The following is a 22,914-nucleotide window of genomic DNA, read 5'->3' on the forward strand; positions in this document are numbered from 1 at the left end:
TTACTGACCTTTTGCCGACTTTACTGACGAGTAGTTAGATCTGGTCGCTGGTCGCATCGAGGCCGCTTGGTCGCGAAGGGCAGCGGTGGCCGCCGCTGCGCCGCCGGCTCCTAAGACCGCGTTTGAGATCTGTGGTAGAGCCGTAGACCCGATCGAGGCCGAAGGGCCGGCGGGACGATCCCGTCTTGGTGATCGGTACGATCGGCAGGTTGGAGGGGATGTGATGTTGCAGGTTCTGTACAGCGGGGGAACCAGAGAGCTCGAGCTCTCTGGGACGCGTCAAGGGCTGCTGGCGTTCGGGCAGCTGTTGCGGGGGAAGGCCGGATTCTGTGACCTCTCGGAGAACCGGCGCCCCTTTCCCTGCGAGAGGTCGCTGTCCGAGATCGCGTTCCAGGAGGATCCGGAGCGGGCCACTGTTTCGATCGTCACGGAAGCCCAGATCCTGAGGATCCAGGGAGCGCGGGAAGCTCTCGACCTCCTCGCCGACAACATCGAGGGCTTCGCCTCCGAGGCGGATGCAAGCGGTCATTGCCACGTCGACTCCCCGACATACGACTACATCGCGCCAGAGTCGGACCCGCTGGTGATTGCGTTCATGAAGTGAGCGGAAAGCCTTCGGCCGCACTGCGGTTGAGCCCGTGGGCCGCAGTGCGAGAGAGCGATCGTGGGCCTGGTCGGGTTGCCGGTCGGCCTCGGGTAGGGCGGCGGACCATGGTGCCGATCATCGCCCAGCGGATCATCGTCTCAGAATGGGCCGGACTGGTCTCGTAGTCCCGCGCGAGGCGCCGGTGGGCGGTGAGCCACGAGAAGGTGCGTTCCACCGCCCACCGCTTGGGCTGGACCTGGAAGCCACGCTGGCCAGGATCCTTGCGAACGATCTCCAAGTCGCGGCCGAGGATCTGGGCGGTCCACTCGACCAGGCGGCCGGCGAAGCCCTGGTCGGCCCAGACCTTCTTGACGCCGGGGTGATCGAGCCTGGTCCACAGCAGCGGCCGCTTCGCGCCGTCGCGGTCCTGAACATTCGCCGCGACGACGTGGACGGCCAGGAGCAGGCCGAGGGTGTCGGTCACGATGAACCGCTTGCGGCCCTTCACCTTCTTGCCCGCGTCGAAGCCCCGGGTGGCGGCGGGAACGGTGTCGGCGGTGCGAACGGACTGCGAGTCGATCAGGCCCGCACTCGGCTCCGCGTCGCGGCCGTCGGCTTCACGCACCTTGCCGCGCAGAGCGTCATGGATCCGCTCGACCGCGCCGTCGTCGTGCCACCAGGTGAAGTACCAGTACACCGTCGGCCAGGGCGCGAAGTCCTTCGGCAGTTGCCGCCAGGCACACCCGGTCCGGACCACATAGAAGATCGCGTCCACGATCCGCCGCCGCGGATGCTTCTCCCGCCGACCACCCTTCGGCCCCACCCGCGCCGGCGGCAGCAACGGCTCCACCAGCGCCCACTGCCCATCCGTCAGATCCGACGGATACCCACCCCCAGAACCACTCACACACAGCTCAACGCCCCCGCTAGCCTCACGGCACGGCAGATCTCAAACGCGGTCTGAGCGGGCCTTGAGAAGCCGGATGCCGCCCGACGGATGCTGTGGAAGATCCGTGGGTGCCGGCAGATTCTTCGTCTCCTGGTGGTACAGCAGCTGCACGCACTCTGACCTGGGAAAAGGGAAGCTGGTGCGGACCGTTGGCGAGAGCTGGTCCGGAAATGGTCCGGATCTTGGCCCGGGCGGGGAAGGGGGGATAGGGAGGGGACGTTCCGGGAGTGATCGGCTCTGGACTGGCCGTCAGTCAGCCCACCCGGAGACCGACCGCCAGCGTCAGTGCGAGAACCTGGTGCGGCGACCCGAGATCCGGAAACAGTTCCCGCAGCTGCGACATCCGGTACCGGACGGTCTGGGGGTGGACGAACAGCGCCGCCGCCACCTCGTCCCGCCTGCCCTGGTGCAGCAGCCACGCCCGCAACGTCTCCTCGAGCCGCCGCGCGGTCGTGGCCGGCAAGGTCCGCAACGGTGCGAGGGCTCGGGCACGCAGGTCGGCGAACGCGTCCGCGTCGGCGCTCAGTACCAGCTCGGGCAGGTGGTCCTCGGTGTCGCGGATGTCGCAGGAGAGGGAGCGCGCGCGTACGGCTCGTGCGTACGAGGCGGACGCACGCGTCCATGGCCGGGCCGGGCCGACCACGGCGGTGCGGTCGGGCAGCTGCCTCAGGAGATGCGCTCGGTCGGCATCCGGGACGAGTAGAACACCGGAGGCGTCCGGCAGATCGTCGAGGACAAGGGTGCCCGGGTCGAGCGCGCGGTAGGCCGGCCGGGCCTGGGCGGCGGGCAGCAGGACTGCGGTCAGTGAAACCGGCGGCTGCCACCCGGCCCGCCCAGCAGCGGCAAGGAGCACGTCCGGGCTCGCGCCGGAGAGGAGATCGCGGGCCAGCTGTTCCAGGTGGCGCTCGTGGGCCCGGCCCCGCGCGGCCAGTTCGTCGGCGTGGCCCGCGGCGCTCGCGGCGGAGAGCTCGTCGATGTAGGCGAAGGTCAGCTCGGCGAACTTGGCGACCTGGGCGGCGGGCAGACCTGCGGGTACGGCACCTGCGGCCAGGCCTCGCCAGGCCACGCGGGCGCCGACCCGGTAGGCGCTGAGCAGGGCGTCCATCGAACGGCCGTCCCGGGCCTCGCCGCGGCCCAGCTCGTAGGCCGCGTCGCCGGCGTCGCCGCCCGTGGCGTTCCCGCTCGCGAGGTCGAGGTAGAGGCCCAGGGCGGTGCGGACGGCTCGGCGGATGGTGACGCCCATGCGGCCCGAAAGGGCGTTGGCGTAGGGCGGGACCTCGTCGATGATTGCCTGGACAACCTCGTCGGCGGTGGTCCTCAGCGCGGCCCGAAGCGCGGTGACCGTCGTCTCATCCAGGACCAGTTCGCCGGCCTTCCGGACTGCATGGCTCAATTTTTGTTCCCTGCGAACAATTCAACCGATCAGATTCACGTCCTACGGACAGGACTTTACCCCCTGAAGCACATCAAGCTGGGGTCATGACGAGTGCAGCCCTCCGCAGTAGGGCGTGGAAACTGCTGGAGATGGTCACGACGCCGCTGCTGCCGTCGGACTACCTCGACCTGGTCAGCCCGCTGCGTGCGGGCGGCGACCTGCGGGGGCGCATCGAGGCCGTGCACCCTGAGACGGGTGACGCCGCGACCATCGTGATCAGGCCGGGACGGGGCTGGCGCGGCCACACAGCCGGTCAGTACGTGCGGATCGGGGTCGACGTCGACGGGGTGCGCCTGTGGCGTGCCTACTCGGTCACCTCGCCGACGAACCACCGGGACGGCCGGATCACGATCACCGTGAAGGCGATCCCGGACGGCAAGGTCAGCAACCACCTGGTCCGCAGGGTGCAGCCGGGCACGCTGATCCAGCTCGACCAGGCGACCGGTGACTTCGTGCTGCCGCAGGCCAAGCCCGCCAAGGTGCTCTACCTGACGGCCGGCAGCGGCATCACGCCGGTGATGGGCATGCTGCGCGACATCGAGTTCGATGACGTCGTCATGGTCCACTCCGCACCGCAGCCGCACGACGTGATCTTCCGCAACGAGCTGCACGACCTGGTCGCGGACAAGAAGCTGCGTCTCACCGAGCTGCACACCGACACGGACGGCATGCTCGACATCGCCCGTCTGGGCGAACTCGTCCCCGACTGGGCCGAGCGCGAGACCTGGGCGTGCGGGCCCGCGGGGATGCTCGACGCCGCCGAGGACCACTGGACCGAGCACGGCGTCCCGGAGCGCCTGCACACCGAACGCTTCCGCCCCGGCGTCGTCGTCACCGGCGACGGTGGCGAGGTCACGTTCGGGCGCACCAACAAGACCGTCGACGCGGACGGCGCCACGCCGTTGCTGGACGTCGGCGAGGAGGCCGGCGTGCTCATGCCGTCCGGGTGCCGCATGGGCATCTGCTTCGGCTGCGTCACGCCGCTCACGGCGGGCGCCGTCCGCGACCTGCGCACCGGCGAGATCACCGAGGCCGGGCCGGGCGTCCTCATCCAGACCTGCGTGTCCGCCGCGGCGGGCCCCTGCGACATCGAACGGTAGGAGCACCTTGACCGCCATCGACCCCACCGCCCACCTGACCGCGGAGCAGATCGAGGAGCTCGGGCGCGAGCTGGACGCGATCCGCGATGAGGTGATCGCCAGCCGCGGCGAGAAGGACGCTGCCTACATCCGCAAGGTCATCTCGGCGCAGCGCAAGCTCGAGCTGGTCAGCAGGGGCGTCCTGCTGTTCTCGATCTTCCCGCCCGCGTGGCTGATCGGCACCGTCGGCCTGTCCGTGGCGAAGATCATGGAGAACATGGAGATCGGCCACAACGTCCTGCACGGCCAGTGGGACTGGATGCGGGACCCGAAGATCCACTCCACCACCTGGGACTGGGATCACGTCTCGCCGGCCGAGCAGTGGAAGCACTCGCACAACGAGCTGCACCACACGTACACCAACGTGATCGGCAAGGACAACGATCTCGGCTACGGCATCATGCGCGTCGACGAGGACCAGAAGTGGCACCCGTTCCACCTCGGCCAGCCGCTGTGGAACTTCATCAACGCCTGCTTCTTCGAGTACGGCATTGCCGCCTACGACCTGGAACTCGGCAGGAACCTGCACAAGCGCCGCCGCAAGAACCCGGAGTTCCGCGCGCGGGCCAGGGCCGTGGGCCGCAAGATCCGCAAGCAGGTGCTGAAGGACTACGTGATCCACCCGCTCCTTTCGGGCCCGTCGTTCCTCACCACGCTCGCCGCCACGTTCACCGCGAACCTGGTCCGCAACCTCTGGTCCCACTCGGTGATCATGTGCGGGCACTTCCCCGAGGGGGTGCAGGTCTTCGAGCGCCGGTCGATCAAGGGCGAGACGCGCGGCCAGTGGTACCTGCGCCAGATGATGGGCTCGGCGAACATCAGCGGCAGCAAGGCCATGCACTTCATGACCGGCAACCTGTCGCACCAGATCGAGCACCACCTGTTCCCGGACCTGCCGAGCAACCGGTACGCCGAGGTCGCGGTGAAGGTGCGCGCCTTGTTCGAGAAGTACGAGCTGGAGTACGTCACCGGGCCGCTGCCCAAGCAGGTGTACTCCGCGTGGCACAAGGTCTTCCGGCTCTCGCTGCCGAACAGGAAGCCCAAGGTCACGACGCCGGACCGCGAGCAGGAACTCGCCGCGGTCTGATTCCGGGTACTGGTTCAGACCCTTCGGCCGTACCGACGGCACCGCCGGGTTGCGCGACATCCCGCGAGCTCTCCTGCGTACGGTCCTTGGGGGAGCACGGTTGCGGAGGGGCTGACTTGGCGTCATCACCGTCGGAGCGTCGGTCTCCCCCTCCTCCGTGCGGCCCGTTGTCGGCGTACACATGAACTTGCCCAGCCACGTACGGATGAACGGGGTCTGCCGCTGGTCTTGTGATGCTGGGCGGTTGAGCTGGGCAGTATCCGGGTGTGCGGTTCTGGGGGGTTGGTGCGGTTGTTTCCGCACCTGTCGGGTGTGCTTGTGGAGTCGATCTTGCGGGACGCCGGTGTGGTCACGTTTCGTACGAGGGCCCGAGCCGACGCGGGACTGATCAGCCCTCATGCCCGACACACCCCAGTCCTTCGCCAGCTGCTGGCGCGGGTCGCCGAGTCTTCGGCCGGCCGGGCGGGTGTTCGTCTGGCCCGACGGATGGGGATGCTGGTGGCGAGGGACACCTTGCTACGGCTTCTTCGAGCTTCTGACCTCGAGGAACCCGGCGGCGTGCGGGTCCTGGGGGTGGACGAGTTCGCCCTGCTCAAGGGGCACAACTACTGTAAGCGACGCTGCTGGTCGACCTCGAAGCCCGTCGGCCCATCGACGTCCTGCCCGGCCGGGAAGCCGCGACGGTCGCCCGGTGGCTCGAAGGCCATCCGGAGGTCGAGATCACCTGCCGCGACCGGGCCTCCGCCTATGCCGAGGCAGCCAGGGCAGCCGCGCCTCAAGCGGTCCAGATCGCAGACTGGGTTCGTAGAGCCGCATGGGCGACGACCCACCGAGGCCCTCACCGAGGCGGCGGTGGGTATGCGCATCGGTTCGGTGGCCCATGCCGTGCTCCACCACGCAGCCTGCCCCGTTGCCGTCGTCCCGCACCACTGACGGCGAGGCAACGGTGAAGCCGGGCACGCCGTCGTGCGGCGTGCCCGCCCTTCCCGTGGGCGGCCCCTACTTCGCGGCGGGGGCCGGGTGCCGGCCGGGCGGGGTCAGCGCGTGACTGGCGATCACCGCGGCCTGGACGCGCCTCTCCACACCGAGCTTGATGAAGAGCCGCGAGATGATGTTCTCGACGGTCTTCTCCGCGAGGTACAGTCGCTGGCCGATCTCCCCGTTGGTGAGACCCTCGCTGACCATGAGGAGGATCGCCTTCTCCCGGTCCGTGAAGCCGGGAAGCCCCAGGGCCTGCTCCTCCTTGGGCACGTCGCCGCGCATGCGGGCCATCAGCCGCGTGGTGGCGCCGGGGTCGAGCATCGACTGGCCGGCGGCCACCGTCCGGACGGCGGTCACGAGGTCGGTGCCGGTGATCTGCTTCAGGACGTAGCCGGAGGCCCCGGCCATCACGGCGTCCAGGAGTGCCTCCTCGTCGTCGAACAACGTGAGCATCAGGCAGGCCAGTTCGGGCATCCGCGAGCGCAACTCCCGGCACACGCTCACCCCGTCGCCGTCCTGGAGCCGTACGTCCGAGATCGCGACCCGGGGACGCAGTGCGGGGATGCGAACCAGCGCCTGCTCCGCCGTCCCCGCCTCACCGATCACGGTCAGGTCGGGCTCGGCGTCCAGCAGGTCGTGGACCCCTCGGCGCACGACCTCGTGGTCGTCGAGCAGGAAGATGCTGATGGGATCGGTCGCGCCGCTCGCGCTCGTCGCGTGGGAGGGGGCATCGCTGCCGGTCATGACGCAACTCCTTCGCCTGGTTCGTCCTGAACTCACGAACACCGGCATCCTGCCTTCCGTACGCGCCGAACGGACAGGGCCGATCTGACCGCATTGGCCTTTCGCTGTGCGCGGCAGGGCCGATGAGGGCAGAGGAGGAGGGACCTTCGGCCCTGCCCGAGGGCCTGCCGGGCCTTCCTGAGTGCACTCAGCACCCGATGAACTGCGGGTGCACGGGGAACGGCGCGACTCGACGGAGCCGCACGCAGCGCGGAGGACACCATGACGACCGCCTTGATCGACCTGAGGACCGTGGCACGCGACCACCGCGGCCTGAGGATCGCCCTGGCCGGAGACAGCTCAGGCATCGAACTCTTCCTCCGGCTCCACCAGCGCTGCCGTAGCGCGGGCACGCGGCTCCTGCTCTGTGACGTACCGCCCCTGCTGGATCGAGCGGATGTCCGAATCCGGCCCCCGGAAGGGGACCGTTCGGCCCTGGTTCCCCCGTGGATCGCGGTGAAGGCTGGGACGCGGAAGCCGCAAGGGCCCGTCGGGGCCGAACGAAGGTAAGCAGCATGGATCACGAAGGCAACCCGTCACGGGCCCGGGAGGTCGGTGACACGGTGGCCGGCCGCCGCATGCGGGAGCTGGACAGGGCCGAGGCCCTGCGGCTGCTTTCGACGGTGTCCCTGGGACGCATCGTCTTCACACAGCACGCGCTGCCCGCCGTTCGTCCGGTGAACCATCTCGTCGAGGGCGAGGACATCATCGTCCGGATCCACGGGGGCGGGGCACTGGCCTCCCTGACGGCACCTGCCGACGTCTCCGCGGTGGTGGTGGCCTATGAAGCGGACGTGATTGATCCCGTCACGCACCTCGGCTGGAGCGTCGTCGTCACCGGCTACGCGAGAGCGGTGTCCGATGCCGACGAGGTGGACCGGTACGCGCACTCGCTGCGTCCATGGGTGGCGCACCGGATGACCAGCGCCCTGCGGATCCGTCCGGATCTCGTCACCGGGTTCCGGCTGGAGGCGGACCCGACGCTGCCCGTGCCTTCGGCCCGGGCCTGACGCCGTGACCCGGTCCTCAGCTCCCGGTGGGGAGGGGCGCCCGCCAGACGAGCCGTGTGCCTCCGTCATCCGGAGTCTCGTGAGTGAAGGACCCGCCCAGGCTCTGCGCCCGCTCGTCGAGGTTGAGCAGGCCGCTTCTGCGGCCTTGAGCCGGAATGCCCTTTCCGTTGTCCGAGACGGTCAGCACGACCTCGCCCCGGCCGGCCTTGAGGGTCACACCGACCCGGGTCGCCTGTGCGTGGCGGGCGGCATTGCTGAGGAGTTCGCCCAGCACCGCCATGACGTGGTCGGCGACCTGCGGCGGTACGTCGGTGTCGAGCAGACCCTCCATGCTCAGACGTGGCGGGTGACCGAGGGTGGAGGCCGCGTCGCCGACGGCACGGGCAGCGCGCGCCCGCAGCCCAGGGCCGCTCTCGCGGTCCTTGGTGCGCAGACCGAAGATCGTCGACCGGATGATCTTGATCGTCTCGTCCAGGTCGTCGACCGCCCGGCCGACCCGCTCGGCAGCCCCGTCGTGCTCGACCAGCCGGGCAGCACTCTGCAGGGTCATGCCGGTGGCGAAGAGCCGCTGGATCGCCAGGTCGTGCAGGTCCCGTGCGATCCGGTCCCGCTCCTCCAACAGCGCTATCTGCTCGGCGTCCCTGCGCCGCTCCGCCAGCTCCAACGCGAGCGCCGCCTGACCTGCGAAGGCGACGAGCGGCTCCAGCTCGCCCTCGCCGAACGCCGGCTCTCCCACCGGGCGCGCGAGCAGAAGGACACCTCTGCTTTCGCCGCCCGCGGTGCCCAACGGGACCGCCACGGCGGCCCCCAGCCCGTCCTGCACCTGGGACTCCGCGGGATAGCGCTCGTCGGCCCAGGCCTGCACCGCTGTGACGGGCTTGCCGGCCAGGTGCGCTGCTCCTGCGAGCGTGCCCGCGAAGGGGATGACGAGGCCTTGCCGCTCGGATCCGTCCGCATCGGCCGCGAACTCCACGACCAGGCCGTCGATACCGGCCACGGGCATGGCGATGTCAGCGAGGCGTGCCGCGGTGATCTCTTGTGCGCGACGGGCGATGAGCGCCAGCACCGCCGGACGGGAGCTGCCGGACAGCAGGCTCTCGGTGATCTCCGCATTGGCCTTGAGCCAGCGCTGCTGGCGCTGCGAGCCCTCGTAGAGCCGCGCGTTGTCGATCGCGACACCCGCCGCCACCGAGAGGGTGGAGATCACCGTCTCGTCCTCGGTGTCGAAGTCGATCCCGCCGCGCTTGTCGGTCAGGTAGAGGTTGCCGAACACCTCGTCGCGGACCCGGATCGGCACACCGAGGAAGGTGCGCATGGGCGGGTGATGGGCCGGGAAACCGTAGGAAGAGGAGTGCGCGCCGAGATCCGTCAGGCGCAGCGGTTCCGGGTGGTGGATGACCTCCCCGAGCAGGCCGTGGCCGGCCGGCAGGGGACCGATTTCGGCGATCTCCTCATCGGTGAGTCCCACGGTCAGGAACTGTGAGAGAGTCCGGCCGTCGGGGCCGATCACCCCCAGCGCGCCGTATTCGGCGTCGACAAGCAGTGCGGCCGCCTCCACGATCCGGCGGAGGACCTGGGCGAGATCCAGCTCCCGCCCGACCGACACGACGGCCTCCAGGAGGCTGTGTACCCGGTCCCGGGTGCCGCGCACCTCGTCGATGCGCGCTTGGAGTTCGTCCAGCAGCTCGTCCAGCCGCATCCGCGGTACCTGTGTCAACGGATCCCTCACACCCACGTGCTTCCCCTCCGACGGCTCGCTCGGTTGCCCGATCCACGGCCAGCGTATCGACAGGCCCGGGCCCGATGGGCATCGTTGCGCGCGGATGCCCGCCGTGACTGACTTGATCGAAGCGACGGGCGACGACGGGGAGGAGACGCCATGGGTCTGAAGAAGACGGTCTACGAGGACGAGCTGCTGCGGCTGCAGACGGAGCTGGTCAAACTTCAGGAGTGGGTGCGTGCGGAGGGGGCCCGCCTCGTCGTCGTCTTCGAGGGCCGCGACGCCGCGGGCAAGGGCGGCACGATCAAGCGTGTCGCGGAGCACCTCCACCCCCGTGCAGCACGCATCGCCGCCCTGCCCACGCCGACGGAACGGGAACGCACCCAGTGGTACTTCCAGCGCTATGTCGAGCACCTGCCCGCCGCCGGCGAGATCGTCCTGTTCGACCGCAGCTGGTACAACCGCGCCGGAGTCGAGCATGTCATGGGCTTCTGCACACCCGCGGAACACCGGCTCTTCCTGCGCCAGTGCCCGGTCTTCGAGCACATGCTCGTGGAAGACGGGATCCTGCTCCGCAAGTACTGGTTCTCCGTCAGCGACGCCGTGCAGGAGGAGCGGTTCCGCGCCCGGGCGGAGGACCCGCTGCGGCGCTGGAAGCTCTCCCCGATGGACCTGGAGTCCCTCACGCGCTGGGAGGCGTACTCCCGGGCCAAGGACGAAATGCTCGTGCACACCGACACCGCGGACTCCCCCTGGTACGTGGTCGAGAGCGACGACAAGCGCAGCGCGAGACTCAACATGATCGCCCACCTGCTGTCCTCGCTTCCCTACGCGGACGTCGCCCTGCCTTCGCTCACCCTGCCGCCCCGTCCTCCTTCTACGGGATACCAGCGACCTCCCAAGGACCTCCAGAACGCCGTCCCCGACCATGCGTCCACGCTCGGGAACCACTGAAGCGGGGCTGATGCCGACGCGGAGTTGCCGAGTGAACCGTCAGCGAGCAGTGCGATGTCCGCACCAGGAAGGCCGTCCCGGCTGCCTCCCGGCCTCCGGGGGTACCGCCGGGCGTGGCTCGGCCGGGACGCCTTGGCCGGAATCACCGTCGCCGCGTATTTGGTGCCGCAGGTCATGGCCTATGCGGGGGTGGCCGGGCTGCCACCGGTCGTGGGGCTCTGGGCCGTGCTGCCGGCCATGGTGCTCTACGCCTTGATCGGTTCCTCGCGGCTGCTGTCGGTGGGACCCGAGTCGACCACCGCGCTGATGACGGCCGTCGCCGTGGGGCCGCTCGCAGGAGGGGACCCGGGCCGGTACGCGGTGCTCGCGGCGGGCCTCGCCGTGGTCGTCGGCCTGGTGGCACCGAGGTACTGGCGGCTGGTTCCGCGCCCGCTGCTCGCCCTCGTCGCCACCACAGCCGTGGTGGCGGCGTTCGGGCTGGACGACCGGTACGGGATCGCCGTGATCGGATCCGTACCCTCCGGGCTGCCGGTGCCCGCGCTGCCGTCCCCGGCGACCTTCCGCAGCTGGTGATCCCGGCGCTGGGCGTCCTTCTCGTCGGCTACTCGGACGTGATCCTCACCGCCCGGGCCTTCGCCGACCGGGATGATCCGGTCCCGCTGGACCCCAATCGTGAGCTGCCAGCCCTGGGGGCGGCGAACCTGGGGGCGGGCTTCATGCACGGGTTCCCCGTCAGCAGCAGCGCCAGCCGTACCGCGTTGGCCCAGTCGGCGAAGGCGCGGAGCCAGGCCTACTCCCTGTTCGCCGCACTCGCGGTACTGCTGGTCCTCCTCTTCCTGGGGCCGCTCCTGGCCCACACGCCGAGCGCCGTGCTCGGCGCCATCGTCGTCTACGCCGCCGTCCGCCTCGTCGAAGTGGGCGAGTTCCGGCGTCTCGCGGCCTTCCGCCGACGCGAACTGCTTCTGGCACTCGGATGCCTCCTGGGCGTTCTGACCCTCGGCATCCTGCACGGCGTTCTCGTCGCCGTGGCCCTGTCCGTGGTCGAGTTGCTGTCCCGTGTGGCCCGCCCGTACGACGCCGTGGAAGGAATGGTGCCCGGGCTTGCCGGCATGCACGACGTGGACGACTACCCGACGGCGCGGACGGTGACGGGGCTGGTGCTCTACCGCTACGACTCGCCGCTGTTCTTTGCCAACGCGCAGGACTTCCGCCGTCGCGCCCTGGCAGCGGTCGACGAGGCGCTCCGCCAGGAACTCGAGGACCGCGGCATCGTCCTCGCCCTGGCCAGGGTCAAACAGGAACTCCGCGAGGACCTGGACGCGTACGGCCTTACCGTCTCGGTGGGCGCCGACCGCATCTACCCGACCCTCCCCACGGTTCTGGATGCCTATCGGGTATGGAGCCGCAGGGCAGGGCCCGAGGCGGAATGAGCAGGACCTGCTGCCCCGAAAGGGCAGGATGGCGCCTGTTGGTGACTGGGCCGAAGAGCGCAGTCCGGGTGGTTTCGGCGTTCTCCGATAGCGTGTGCCGCCTGCGCCGAGGGCAGCTGCGCATGGCAGGGGCGGAGCCTTTGGCTCAGCATCCGGCGAAGCCGGGAGCCCATGTGAGCAGGGTTCCGCCGGCTTCTGTGAGCGAGATCCATCTCGGTTCAGTTGGTCGCTTCCCCAGTACCAGGACCGGGCGCGTACCCGATCGCCGGTGCGTCCGAGTCGAAGCTGATGGGTGTAGTCGAGGACCTGCCCGATCCCCAGGCGAATCTGACGGGAGTGACGCGGTACTGGCGTTCGCCTTCGCCCACGGCGGCCGGCAAGGCGGCTCGGTGCGGGCCGTCCACAGCCGGAGCCCTCCGCCCTTTCACGGAGCCGAGTCGACCCCGGCGGGGCAAGCCTTGACCGCCGAGGTGGCCACCGCCAAGGAGGCCGCTATGGCCGAGGTTCTCGAGCCCTGGCAGCGGAAGTTCCCCGCGGTCCCCGTCGCCGCGCAGTGTGGCCTCGGACGTCCGGCCTATGACCTGGTCGCCGCCTCACGGGACGCGGGGCTGGTCGTGGTCGGCCGCCGTACGCGCCGGTCACCGGTCGGCGCGTACCTGGGTGCCGTCACGCACGCACACGCATGACCGGTGCGCCCTGCCCCGTTGCGCCTGGTTCCCGACCGTCGCCCCGCAGGGCAGGAGGGCCCTGCGGGGCGACCGAACGGGCCCTCCCGGAGAGTGCCGACCGGCCCGCCACCAGGGACTGTTGCCGCCGGGCATGAGGGGGCACGAGTGACAGAGTTCAAGTGCTCCCCGAGGCGCCCCCAGAGGACGCCCGGCCGGGCGCACATCGCATGACGGCGCCCGTCGAGCGCACCTTCCTTCCCACCTCCGGGGGACCCCATGACGTTTCACGTCGACTCCGAGACCGGCCGGCTGAAGCAGGTCATCCTGCACCGCCCCGGCCGCGAACTGACACGCCTCACACCCACCAACAAGGACGAGCTCCTCTTCGATGACGTGCTGTGGGCCAAACGCGCCCGCGACGAGCACGACGCGTTCGCCGATGTCCTGCGGGACCGCGGAGTGCGCGTGCACCTCCTCGCCGACCTGCTCACCGAGACGTTGGACGGCATCGAGGCGCGGCAGCTCGTGCTGGACCGGGTCTTCGACGAACGCGAGTTCGGCGCCCTCGGCACCGACAGGCTCCGCACGCACTTCGACTCCCTGGAGCCGGCCGCCCTGACCGCCTGCCTCATCGGCGGCGTCACCAAGGCGGAACTGCTCGAGCGCACGGGCCCGATACCGAGCGTACGACTGCACGCCATGTCGCCCGACGACTTCCTCCTCGCGCCGCTGCCCAACCATCTGTTCACCCGCGACACTTCGTGCTGGGTGTACGACGGGGTGAGCGTCAACCCGATGAACAAGCGGGCGCGGCGCCGTGAAACGGTTCATTTCGAAGCTCTCTACCAGCATCACCCCCTTTTCGCGAAGGGGGAGTTCCACCGGTGGGCCGACGGGCAGGCGGCCTATCCCGCCACCATCGAGGGCGGCGACGTCCTGGTCATCGGCAACGGCGCGGTGCTCGTCGGCATGAGCGAGCGCACCACGCCTCAGGCCGTGGAGAACCTCGCCCTGCGCATGTTCGCGGCGGGGTCCGCCCAGCGGGTCGTGGCCGTCAGCCTGCCGAAGAGCCGCAGCTTCATGCACCTCGACACGGTCACGACGATGGTCAGCGGTGACACCTTCACCCGATACGCCGGCCTCGGCATGCTGCCTTCCTCCACGATCGAGCCGGGAGCCGGCGGGGAGGGGCTGAGGGTCACCGACCACGCCCCCGAGGACATGGACCGGGCCATCGCCGACGCGCTGGGTCTGCCGTCCATCAACGTCCTCACCCCGAGCCAGGACCTGCGGTCCGCCGAGCGGGAGCAGTGGGACGACGGCTGCAACGTGCTGGCCTTGGAGCCCGGCGTGGTCGTCGCATACGAGCGCAACGTGACCACCAATACCCACCTGCGCAAGAGCGGGATCGAGGTGATCACCGTGCGAGGCAGCGAACTCGGCCGGGGCCGTGGTGGCCCGCGGTGCATGACCTGTCCCATCGAGCGCGAGGCCGTCTGACCTCCCCGCCCGCGCCCGCGCATCCCCTCATCCGCCCGCCGCACACACCCGTACACGTCAAGGAGCCCACCATGCACGACGACCTGCACCAGCGCCCGTTCGTGAAGGAACTCGACTTCACTCCGGAGGAGTTCCGCCACCTGCTGGAACTCTCCGCCTCCATGAAGACGGCCCGCCGCGAGGGACGCGAGGAGCAGCGGCTGCGCGGAAAGAACATCGCCGTCATCTTCGAGAAGACGTCGACGAGGACCCGATGCGCCTTCGAAGTGGCCGCGCACCAGCAGGGCGCGCACGTGACGTACCTCGATCCGGCCGGCTCCCAGCTCGGACACAAGGAGTCCGTCAAGGACACCGCACGCGTCCTCGGCCGCTATTACGACGGGATCGAATACCGGGGCAGCGACCAGCGACTGGTGGAGGAGCTGGCCCAGCACGCCGGTGTTCCGGTCTGGAACGGCCTGACGGACCAGTGGCACCCCACCCAGTCGCTCGCCGACGTGCTCACCATGTGGGAGCACACCGACAAACCGCTGAACCAGGTGTCCTTCGCCTACCTGGGCGACGCCAGGAACAACGTCGGCAATTCCCTGCTGATCGTCGCGGCGATGCTCGGCATGGACGTACGCATGGTCGGCCCGCGATCCCTGCACAACGCCTCCGACGTCGTCGACCAGGCGCGGCGGGCGGCGGCCGTCAGCGGCGCGCGGATCACCCTGACCGAGGACGTGACCGAAGGCGTGGCCGGCGTCGACTTCGTCTACACCGACGTATGGCTCTCCATGGGAGAGCCGCCGGCGATGTGGGACGAGCGCATAGCCCTGCTCAAGCCGTACCAGGTGACAGCGAAGACCCTGGAGGCGACGGGCAACCCGGCGGTCAAGTTCATGCACTGCCTTCCGGCCTTCCACAACAGCGACACCACCGTCGGCGCCGAGATCGCTGCACGGACCGGCATGACCGCACTGGAGGTCACCGACGAGGTGTTCGAGTCCTCGCACTCCATCGTGTTCGACCAGGCCGAGAACCGGCTCCACACCATCAAGGCCGTCCTCGTCGCCACCCTCGGCGACTGAACCGGCATCCCCTCGACCTCCGGAGAACACGTCATGCGTGTAGTCGTCGCATTGGGCGGCAACGCCCTGCTCCGCCGCGAGGAGCGGCCGGACGCCGCCGTGCAGCTCGCCAACATCCGCGCTGCTGTGTCCGCGCTCGCCCCCCTCGCGCACGAGCACGAACTCGTCATCACCCACGGCAACGGACCGCAGGTCGGCGTGCTCGCTCTCCAGAGCGCCGCCGACCGCTCCCTGAGCAGCCCCTACCCCTTCGACGTCCTCGGCGCGGAGACCCAGGGCATGATCGGCTACTGGCTGCTCCAGTCCCTGCAGAACGCCCTGCCCGAACGGCAGGTCTGCGCCCTGCTCAACCAGACCCTTGTCTCCGCGGCCGACCCCGCCTTCACCGACCCGGCCAAATTCGTGGGCCCGGTCTACGACCGGACCGAAGCGGAGCGACTGGCCGCCGAACGCGGCTGGACGGTCAAGCAGGACGGCGCCCACTGGCGACGCGTCGTACCGTCCCCCCGTCCACAACGCGTCGTGGAGACCCGGCTCATCCGGCTGCTGCTCAACTCGGGAGCGGTGGCCGTCTGCGCCGGAGGCGGCGGCGTACCGGTGATCCGTGACGAACAGGGGCAGCTGACCGGCGTCGAAGCCGTGGTGGACAAGGACCTCACCGCCGCCCTCCTGGCCAAGGCGCTCGACGCCGACGCGCTCCTGCTGCTCACGGACGTTCCCCATGTGTCGCTCGGCTACGGCACTCCTGCTGCCGAGCCCATCGGACGGACCACGCCCGCGGCCCTGAGAGCCCAGCAGTTCCCCGCCGGATCCATGGGCCCCAAGGTCGACGCCGTGTGCCGGTTCGTCGAGCTCACCGGCGGTATGGCGGCCATCGGCGCTCTCGAAGACGCCCGAGCCATCCTCGACGGAGCTGCCGGCACCGTCGTCACACCCAGCGGCAGCTACCGCGAAGCCCGCTACGACGGAACACAGGACCTGACATGACTCTGCAGAGCGCACCCGCATCCCCACAGCCGGCCAGAGCTAGAACGGACTCCGGCGCGACCGACGCCCCACGGCGGCGGCTTCGGTTCCCGTCCGCGTTCACCGTCCTGATCGCCGTCACTGTCGCAGTCTGGGCCCTGACGTTCGTCATCCCCGCCGGCCGCTACGACACCAAGGACGGCAGCTCCGTACCGGGCACCTACCACTCCGTAGAACTGACCACCGGATTCTGGGAGCGGCTCAAGGACCTGTTCCTCGCCCCGGTCAACGGTCTGTACGGCGTCACCGATACCGGGACCGGCCTCACCGCACCCGGCGGGACCGGCTCCTTCGCGGGCGCGGCCGGCGTGTTCCTCTTCATCCTGGCCGTGGGCGCGTTCATCACCGTCGCGATGCGCACCGGGGCACTCACGGCGGGAGTGGCGCGCCTCGCGCAGCGACTGCACCACCGCAGGACCCTGCTGCTCGTGGTCCTGCTGACGGTGTTCTCCCTCGGCGGGACCACGTACGGCATGGCCGAGGAAACCCTCGGCTTCTACGGGCTGATGATCCCCCTGATGCTCGGCCTGGGCTACGACCGCATGGTCGCCGCGACGGTCGTCATGGTGGGAGCCGGGGTCGGCACCCTCGCCTCGACCGTCAACCCCTTTGCCACCGGGGTGGCCTCCGACAGTGCCGGCATCGGCACGGGAGACGGCATCGTCCTGCGCCTGGTGATGTGGGCCTGTCTGACCGCGCTGGCCGCCGCTTACGTCGTGCGCTACGCCCGCCGCGTCACCGAGGACCCCTCCCGGTCGCTGACACCCCTCACCGAGGACGACCTCCGCATCAAGGCCGAGGGCGGCGAAGCGGCGAAGCTCACGAGTCGCCAGCGCACGGTCCTGTGCCTCTTCGCGGCCACGTTCCTCTTCATGATCTTCGCCGTCGTCCCCTGGTCCGATCTGCACGTCACCTTCCTGCCCACCCTCGGCTGGTACTTCCCCGAACTCGCTGCCCTGTTCATCGTCGCGGCGGTCGCCGTGGGGCTGGTCGGCGGCTTGGGCGAGAAGGGCACGGTGAACGCCGTCACCGCCGGCGCAGGGGACTTCATCGGAGCGGCGTTGATCGTCATGCTGGCCCGCGGAGTCACGGTGATCATGAACAACGCCAGTGTCACCGACACCATCCTCGACGTCCTGCAGAGTGCGGTGGCCGACACGTCCTCCGGAGTGTTCGCCGTCCTGATGTTCCTGGTGAATCTCCCGCTGGCCTTCTTCGTCCCCTCCTCGTCCGGCCACGCGGCACTCGCCATGCCCATCCTCGCCCCCCTGGCCGACTTCGCCGGAGTGAGGCGGGCCTTGGTGGTGACCGCGTACCAGTCGGCTTCCGGATGGGTGAACCTCGTTACGCCCACCTCGGCCGTCGTCATGGGAGGTCTCGCCCTTGCCGAGATCCGCTACGACCGGTACCTGCGCTTCATGGCACCACTGATGGGCGCCCTGCTGGTGGCCGTCGCCGGATTCCTCGCACTCGGTGCGGCAGTGCGCTGAATCGCTACGGGGCAGGCAACTGGCCGACTGGTCGGGACACCGACCAGCCGGCCACCGTCGTGTGCCCAGCACGAGGCGGACCTGTGGGCTCCGCCGGACGGCGCCAACAGGGCCCTGGGCGCTCCTCTGAGCCGCGACCGTGAGCTCCGGCGGGGCACGGTGTCCGTGGCCGCTCAAGGAGGTGGGACCTCATGCCCGGACTGCTGGCCATCGGAGCGACTGCACGGGCGCGATTCCCGTCCTCGCTGTGGACTGGCAGTGCGACAGCGCCGACGGGCCACTGGTGGGGCGCTCGCCCATGCGGATACGCTCGCGGCGTCGGGCGGCCACCCATCGGGGTTGGCAGGCCTGAGAGTTGCGTCGGCGCAGGCGGGCGGGCAAGGCCTGCACGGACGCTGTGGTCGAGGTGGTGGGGACGGGCGGGGACTGCCGCAACGGTCCTTCCCGGCCGGCCTGTGGACCGGGACCGACCGCCCCATCGCGTCCCTCGCCGCGGTGGCTTCCGTCTTTTCCACCCGGTACGACAAGCAGCGCACCGACCACAGCGGTCGCAGCACACCAGGAGCCCTCGTCGCGCAGCTGCGCGACGAGGGCTCCTGGTGTCAAGGGGCGACGGCGTCCGTCGGGGGACCGCAGCCGGGGCGTATCCGTCCTCGGTGCGGCCCGCGACGATCAGAGATGAGGGACGACCGCCACGGGCGCCGTGGAGTGGTGCAGCACTGCGTGGGTGACCGGGCCGATGTGTGTTCCGACCGCCGCCCGGCGTATGCGCCGTCCCACGACCATCAGCGAGGCCTCCTTCGACGCTTCCACAAGATGGCCCGCGGGGCGGCCCACCATGCACTGCTCCTTGACCTCGACCTGGGGGAACTTGCCGCGCCACGACCGCAGTACATCGGTCAGTGCGCTTGCCTCGCGCAGTCCCAGCGCGACGCCGTGGCCGGGGTCGGCCGCCGCAGGGTCGTACCCTTCGACCACCGGTACGCTCCAGCCGTGCACGACCCGCAGGGTGGCCGCTCGGGCAGCGGCGGCTTCGAATGCGTATGCGAGCAGCTCGTCGCACGGCCTGGAGAGGTCGAGGCCGAGCACCACGTCGAGGCACTGCCCCTTGCGGTCCCCGTGGTCGCCCGTCCCGGGGAGCGGTTCAGACCCGGCCCGTTCCCCGGCCCGTACGGCGACGACCGGGCGCTCGGCGTGCGCGATGACGGGCAAGGACACCGATCCGGTCAGGAATCCGGCCACGCTACCCAGCCCTCGTGAACCCACGACCAGGACTTCCGCCTTCGCGGCGGCGCAGAGCAACACCTCCGTGGGGCGGCCGTGCACCTGCTCGACGGTGATCTCCAGGCCGGGGTGCGCCGCCCGCAGCCGGTCGGACGCGTCGTGGGTGACCTGCTCGGCGTAGTGCTGTGTGGCGGTCGCCCCCTCACAGGGCGTGGTGTCCATGCCGGTGAACGGGGCGTGGGCGAAGGCCCGTGACCAGTCCTGCCAGACGTGCAGGAGGTGCAGGGGCAGATGGCGCATCTGTGCCTCGTGGGCGGCCCAGTCCGCGGCGGCCAGCGACTCGGCCGAGCCGTCCACGGCGGCGATGACGGTACGTGACATGATTCCTCCGGGTGAGGGGTCTTCAGGTGGTGTGCGGCACTGGTCCGGGGACCAGCGGCCGGGCGCGCGGCGTCGCCCGGAACGTGTTACCGGGACGGAGTGATCAGCCCGTAGTGGCCGTCGTAGCGGTGGTAGAGGACGCAGCCCCGGTCGGTGGCCGTGTCGTTGAAGAAGACGAAGGGCAGCCCGGTGAGGTGCAACCGTGAAACGGCCTCGGTCACACTGCTCGTCGGCACGGGAACCGTGCTCATGCCGAGCAGACCGTCGACCTCCCGTTCCTGACCCAGAGGTCCCAGCGAAGCCATGCGATGCCGCCCGGTACGGACGTCGCGGTAGACGACGCTGTCGCGCCCGGAGGCCAGGTCCGTGAAGAGCCAGAAGTCGTGGTCCATGGCTTCCAGGTCGATCACGGCGTCCTCAGGCGTCTGGTGGACCAGGCTGAAGGACTTGTGCCGCACGATCCGGCGCTCTTCGGCCGGAACGTGATGCCGGTGCGGACGGTGGTCGTGCCCTGCGCCGTACCGCGATGTCCGGCTGTGCGTGCCGCCCGGGTGGGGGCCGCCCGCCGCATACCGCCGTGGCCGGGTGAGCCGGGCAGCCAGGCGCTCCTGCAGGACGTCGACCGCTTCGAACATGCTGTTCGCGGCCACGTGGGCGCGTACCATTCGGCCGTTGACGTCCACCACGGCCTGAGCCGTGGCCGGGCGGTTTGCCGAAGTGTTGACGGCTTGCGTGAGCTTCACCCGCACGGTCGGCACGGGTCCGCGCACGTGGCCGATCACCGCGAGCATCTTTGCCCGGGCGTACACGTCGGCGCCATCGGGCACCTGCCCTTGGTTGCGGACCTGAACGTCGGCTGTCCGGCTGGTCTTGAGACCGCTCATGAGAACTCCTCCTCGATCCCTTCCAGCCTGTCTGCCGGCGGCCGCTCCCGGGCAGATCCGTCCGGACCCCGCCACGGCGCCACTGGTATCGACACCACCCGAGAACCCGGGACTTCCGGTCGGCCGGGCAAGGCCCTTCGGCCTACAGACCCGGGGACGGGTAAGCCGACGAGCCCCGGCCCGATATCGCGTGACGTGCCGGACGGACAGCACGGCTCGGGTCGGCGGCTCCAGGTCGCCGCGACCGGCCGCGCGGTGACCGCCGCCGCTCGGCCGACGGAAGAGCCCGTGGTGTCCCGCCCTGTTGTCAGTGATCGCTCTCGCGGCCGGTTGTCAGCCGGTTCACCACACCCACCACACCGTCCACGCGCCACGTGACCCTGATCAACGCCGCTGTATCGAGGGCAGGTTCGGATGATCCCACCATGGTGACCATCCCGTCGCGAACGTCGATGCGGAGCCCGTCGATGCGGTGGGCGGCCGGCGCCCGGCCGGAGACGGCATCGGCGACGTCCGCGAGGATCTCCTCGTCCGTCCTCAGGAAGACGCGCAGCAGATCACGTCGCGTGGTGATGCCGATCAGACGGTCCTCCTCGTCCACCACCGGCAACCGGTCGACGTGGCGGCGTTCCATGATGCGCGCGGCGTCGGCGACGCGCTGTTCGGGATGCACGGTTACTGCCGGGCTGGTCATCAGATCGCCTGCCGCCAGGGCGGGTCCCGCGACGGAGTGGGCGTCGGCCGGTCGCCGTAGTGTGTGCGCCATCCGCTGCCTCCCGGATTCGTGCCGGCCGAGACAGCCCTGTTGCCTGGCGAGGTCTTTCCGGGAGACGACGCCCATGACCTTGTCGTCGTCATCCACCACCGGCAGCCCGCTGATCCGATGGGCGATGAGCATGCGAGCCAGTTCTTCGAAGGAGGTGTCCGGGCGGGCCTGGACCACCTCGCTGGTCATGACTTGGCCCACCGTCCGTTTTTCGACCACGGTGCTCATCTCCACTCGTTTCGCAGGTTTCCGGATACCGCCGATGGCGCCCCGACCTCTGACTGCGCCGACCGCTGTGCTCAACGCGCCGGGGGGCCGGGAAGCCCCGGGGTCGTCTGCTCCTCATGCTTGCCGTTGCTTCCAGAGTGGGGCGGAGGACGGCCGGGGGACAGAACCGGTCAGGACCCGCACGCCGGGCCGTTCGGCCCGCGACAGAAAGTGACAGGCCGTGACAGGCCGTGCCGGGCGGGGCCCGCCGGGGGAGAGGGCCCAACGGCCCTGGGGTGCACCCCGTTCGACCCCTGCCCCCGGAGCGACAGGCCCCCGAGGCTGGCACCACTCGCATCGGCACCTGAGGGAAGGGCGGCGGAGATGACCGTACGCATCGGAATCAACGGCTTCGGACGCATCGGCCGGAACTACCTGCGCTGCGTCATGGAACGCGCGGAGACGAGCAACGGCACCCCCATCGAGGTGGTGGCCGTCAACGACCTCACCTCCCCGGCTGCGCTGGCCCATCTGCTCACCTACGACTCCACCTACGGCCGACTCCACCGCACCGTTGAGCACGACGGCGAATCCATTACGGTGGACGGTCACCGCATCGCGGTCACGTCCCGGCGCGACCCCGCAGACCTCCGGTGGGACGCGCTCGGCGTGGACGTCGTCATCGAGGCCACCGGCCGCTTCCGCACCAAGGAGGAAGCCGGCCGGCACCTGACGGCAGGAGCACGCAAGGTGCTGCTGTCCGTCCCCGGCAAGGGCGTCGACGCCACCATCGTCATGGGCGTCAACGAGTCCGCGTACGACCCGCACGTCGACCACGTGATCTCCAACGCGTCCTGCACCACCAACTGCGTGGCCCCCATGGTGAAGGTACTCAACGAGCGCTTCGGCATCGTCAAGGGACTGATGACCACCATCCACGGCTACACCAACGACCAAGTCGTGCTCGACGGCCCGCACAAGGACCTGCGCCGCGGCCGCACGGCCGCAGTGAACATCATCCCGACCAGCACCGGCGCCGCCCGCGCCGTCGGCCTGGTGCTCCCGGAACTCGCGGGCACCCTGGACGGCATCGCCGTGCGCGTGCCGGTCGAGGACGGCTCGCTGACCGACCTCGGCCTGGTGCTGGCACGGCAGGTGTCCGCACAGGACGTCAACGACGCTTTCCGGGAGGCTGCCGAGGGACCGCTGAAGGGCGTCCTGAGGGTGAGCGATGCCCCTATCGTCTCGCGCGACATCGTCGGCGACCCCGCCTCGTGCATCGTGGACGCCCCACTGACGCAGGCCAACGGCGACCTGGTCAAGGTCTTCGGCTGGTACGACAACGAGTGGGGCTACACCAACCGTCTCGTCGACCTGACCCAGTACGTCGCCACGCTGCTCGACGCCCGGTGAGCCGGCGGCAGCCCGGGCAGCGGACGCCGTAGAGGCACGGAAGGCCGGATGGTGGCGCAAGCCTCTGCGCTGCCACAGCGGCCGGAGACCATCGGGCCCCGTCGAGGGACCTTCGGGACCTCAGCCGAGGACGCGTCCCGGGCAAGGCTGTAGGTGACAGGACGGAACGGGTGGCCACCCCGGTGGCCGGCCACGTGTGGCCACAGTG

At 69.9% G+C, this 22,914-nt stretch carries 19 protein-coding genes and 1 pseudogene; 13 read left to right on the forward strand and 7 right to left on the reverse strand.

Annotated elements, in window-relative coordinates; genetic code table 11:
* Positions 1-223 precede the first annotated feature (223 nt).
* Complete coding sequence (locus ACIPXB_RS01340; protein WP_401442994.1) at positions 224-604, forward strand: hypothetical protein; 381 nt, start codon at positions 224-226, stop codon at positions 602-604.
* Here the strand turns inward: ACIPXB_RS01340 and ACIPXB_RS01345 are convergent.
* Both ACIPXB_RS01345 and ACIPXB_RS01350 read right to left on the reverse strand, forming a co-directional pair.
* Positions 594-1,532 carry an IS5 family transposase gene (locus ACIPXB_RS01345; protein WP_401444371.1) on the reverse strand — a complete coding sequence of 313 codons (939 nt, stop codon included), beginning with the start codon at positions 1,530-1,532 and terminating at the stop codon, positions 594-596. The two genes, ACIPXB_RS01340 and ACIPXB_RS01345, sit on opposite strands and share 11 nt — an antisense overlap.
* Positions 1,533-1,788: 256 nt before the next feature.
* Positions 1,789-2,928: a PucR family transcriptional regulator gene (locus tag ACIPXB_RS01350; protein WP_401442997.1), complete on the reverse strand. Its 1,140-nt coding sequence runs from the start codon at positions 2,926-2,928 to the stop codon at positions 1,789-1,791.
* Between the two features lie 86 nt (positions 2,929-3,014).
* On the opposite strand from ACIPXB_RS01350, the gene ACIPXB_RS01355 reads away from it, so the two are divergent.
* From ACIPXB_RS01355 to ACIPXB_RS01365, 3 genes are all read left to right on the forward strand, one after another.
* Positions 3,015-4,070 (forward strand): ferredoxin reductase, encoded by a 1,056-nt coding sequence (locus tag ACIPXB_RS01355; RefSeq protein ID WP_401442999.1) that lies wholly within the window; start codon positions 3,015-3,017, stop codon positions 4,068-4,070.
* Between the two features lie 7 nt (positions 4,071-4,077).
* Positions 4,078-5,196, forward strand: coding sequence for a fatty acid desaturase family protein (locus tag ACIPXB_RS01360; RefSeq protein ID WP_401443001.1), 1,119 nt, complete (start codon positions 4,078-4,080; stop codon positions 5,194-5,196).
* A gap of 623 nt (positions 5,197-5,819) precedes the next feature.
* Entirely contained in the window at positions 5,820-6,146 is a 327-nt protein-coding gene (locus ACIPXB_RS01365; RefSeq protein ID WP_401444373.1) for a transposase, read from the forward strand.
* A gap of 49 nt (positions 6,147-6,195) precedes the next feature.
* On the opposite strand, the gene ACIPXB_RS01370 is transcribed toward ACIPXB_RS01365, so the two are convergent.
* Positions 6,196-6,921: a response regulator gene (locus ACIPXB_RS01370; RefSeq protein ID WP_401443004.1), complete on the reverse strand. Its 726-nt coding sequence runs from the start codon at positions 6,919-6,921 to the stop codon at positions 6,196-6,198.
* A 554-nt stretch (positions 6,922-7,475) separates the two neighbouring features.
* Between ACIPXB_RS01370 and ACIPXB_RS01375 the strand changes: the two genes are divergently transcribed.
* Entirely contained in the window at positions 7,476-7,970 is a 495-nt protein-coding gene (locus ACIPXB_RS01375) for a pyridoxamine 5'-phosphate oxidase family protein (RefSeq protein WP_401443006.1), read from the forward strand.
* Between the two features lie 16 nt (positions 7,971-7,986).
* Here ACIPXB_RS01375 and ACIPXB_RS01380 read toward each other — a convergent pair whose 3' ends face one another.
* Positions 7,987-9,669: a GAF domain-containing protein gene (locus ACIPXB_RS01380; protein ID WP_401443008.1), complete on the reverse strand. Its 1,683-nt coding sequence runs from the start codon at positions 9,667-9,669 to the stop codon at positions 7,987-7,989.
* 180 nt (positions 9,670-9,849) lie between these two features.
* On the opposite strand from ACIPXB_RS01380, the gene ppk2 reads away from it, so the two are divergent.
* The 7 genes and pseudogenes from ppk2 (at position 9,850) to ACIPXB_RS01415 (ending at position 17,831) form a co-directional block, all read left to right on the forward strand.
* Positions 9,850-10,644, forward strand: coding sequence for a polyphosphate kinase 2 (ppk2, locus tag ACIPXB_RS01385; RefSeq protein WP_401443010.1), 795 nt, complete (start codon positions 9,850-9,852; stop codon positions 10,642-10,644).
* A 54-nt stretch (positions 10,645-10,698) separates the two neighbouring features.
* Positions 10,699-12,074, forward strand: a pseudogene (locus ACIPXB_RS01390) (SulP family inorganic anion transporter).
* A 122-nt stretch (positions 12,075-12,196) separates the two neighbouring features.
* Entirely contained in the window at positions 12,197-12,760 is a 564-nt protein-coding gene (locus ACIPXB_RS01395) for a universal stress protein (RefSeq protein WP_401444374.1), read from the forward strand.
* Positions 12,761-13,018: 258 nt separating this feature from the next.
* The gene (locus ACIPXB_RS01400; protein WP_401443012.1) at positions 13,019-14,242 is read left to right on the forward strand and encodes an arginine deiminase; all 1,224 of its coding nucleotides are present in this window, start codon (positions 13,019-13,021) and stop codon (positions 14,240-14,242) included.
* A 71-nt stretch (positions 14,243-14,313) separates the two neighbouring features.
* Positions 14,314-15,315 (forward strand): ornithine carbamoyltransferase, encoded by a 1,002-nt coding sequence (argF, locus tag ACIPXB_RS01405; RefSeq protein WP_401443014.1) that lies wholly within the window; start codon positions 14,314-14,316, stop codon positions 15,313-15,315.
* Between the two features lie 33 nt (positions 15,316-15,348).
* Positions 15,349-16,302: a carbamate kinase gene (arcC, locus tag ACIPXB_RS01410; protein WP_401443016.1), complete on the forward strand. Its 954-nt coding sequence runs from the start codon at positions 15,349-15,351 to the stop codon at positions 16,300-16,302.
* A complete protein-coding gene (locus ACIPXB_RS01415) occupies positions 16,299-17,831 on the forward strand; it encodes a YfcC family protein (protein WP_401443018.1) in 1,533 nt (510 codons plus the stop codon). The genes arcC and ACIPXB_RS01415 overlap by 4 nt, the downstream gene beginning before the upstream one ends.
* 672 nt (positions 17,832-18,503) lie before the next feature.
* Here ACIPXB_RS01415 and ACIPXB_RS01420 read toward each other — a convergent pair.
* The 3 genes from ACIPXB_RS01420 to ACIPXB_RS01430 form a co-directional block, all read right to left on the reverse strand.
* A complete protein-coding gene (locus tag ACIPXB_RS01420) occupies positions 18,504-19,436 on the reverse strand; it encodes a universal stress protein (protein WP_401443020.1) in 933 nt (310 codons plus the stop codon).
* 86 nt (positions 19,437-19,522) lie between these two features.
* Complete coding sequence (locus tag ACIPXB_RS01425) at positions 19,523-20,320, reverse strand: sigma 54 modulation/S30EA ribosomal C-terminal domain-containing protein (RefSeq protein WP_401443023.1); 798 nt, start codon at positions 20,318-20,320, stop codon at positions 19,523-19,525.
* A 307-nt stretch (positions 20,321-20,627) separates the two neighbouring features.
* Positions 20,628-21,314 (reverse strand): CBS domain-containing protein, encoded by a 687-nt coding sequence (locus ACIPXB_RS01430; RefSeq protein ID WP_401443025.1) that lies wholly within the window; start codon positions 21,312-21,314, stop codon positions 20,628-20,630.
* Between the two features lie 363 nt (positions 21,315-21,677).
* On the opposite strand from ACIPXB_RS01430, the gene gap reads away from it, so the two are divergent.
* Positions 21,678-22,706: a type I glyceraldehyde-3-phosphate dehydrogenase gene (gap, locus tag ACIPXB_RS01435; RefSeq protein WP_401443027.1), complete on the forward strand. Its 1,029-nt coding sequence runs from the start codon at positions 21,678-21,680 to the stop codon at positions 22,704-22,706.
* Positions 22,707-22,914 lie beyond the last annotated feature (208 nt).

This window comes from Streptomyces sp. NPDC090022, from assembly GCF_044748145.1.
Lineage (GTDB): Bacteria > Actinomycetota > Actinomycetes > Streptomycetales > Streptomycetaceae > Streptomyces.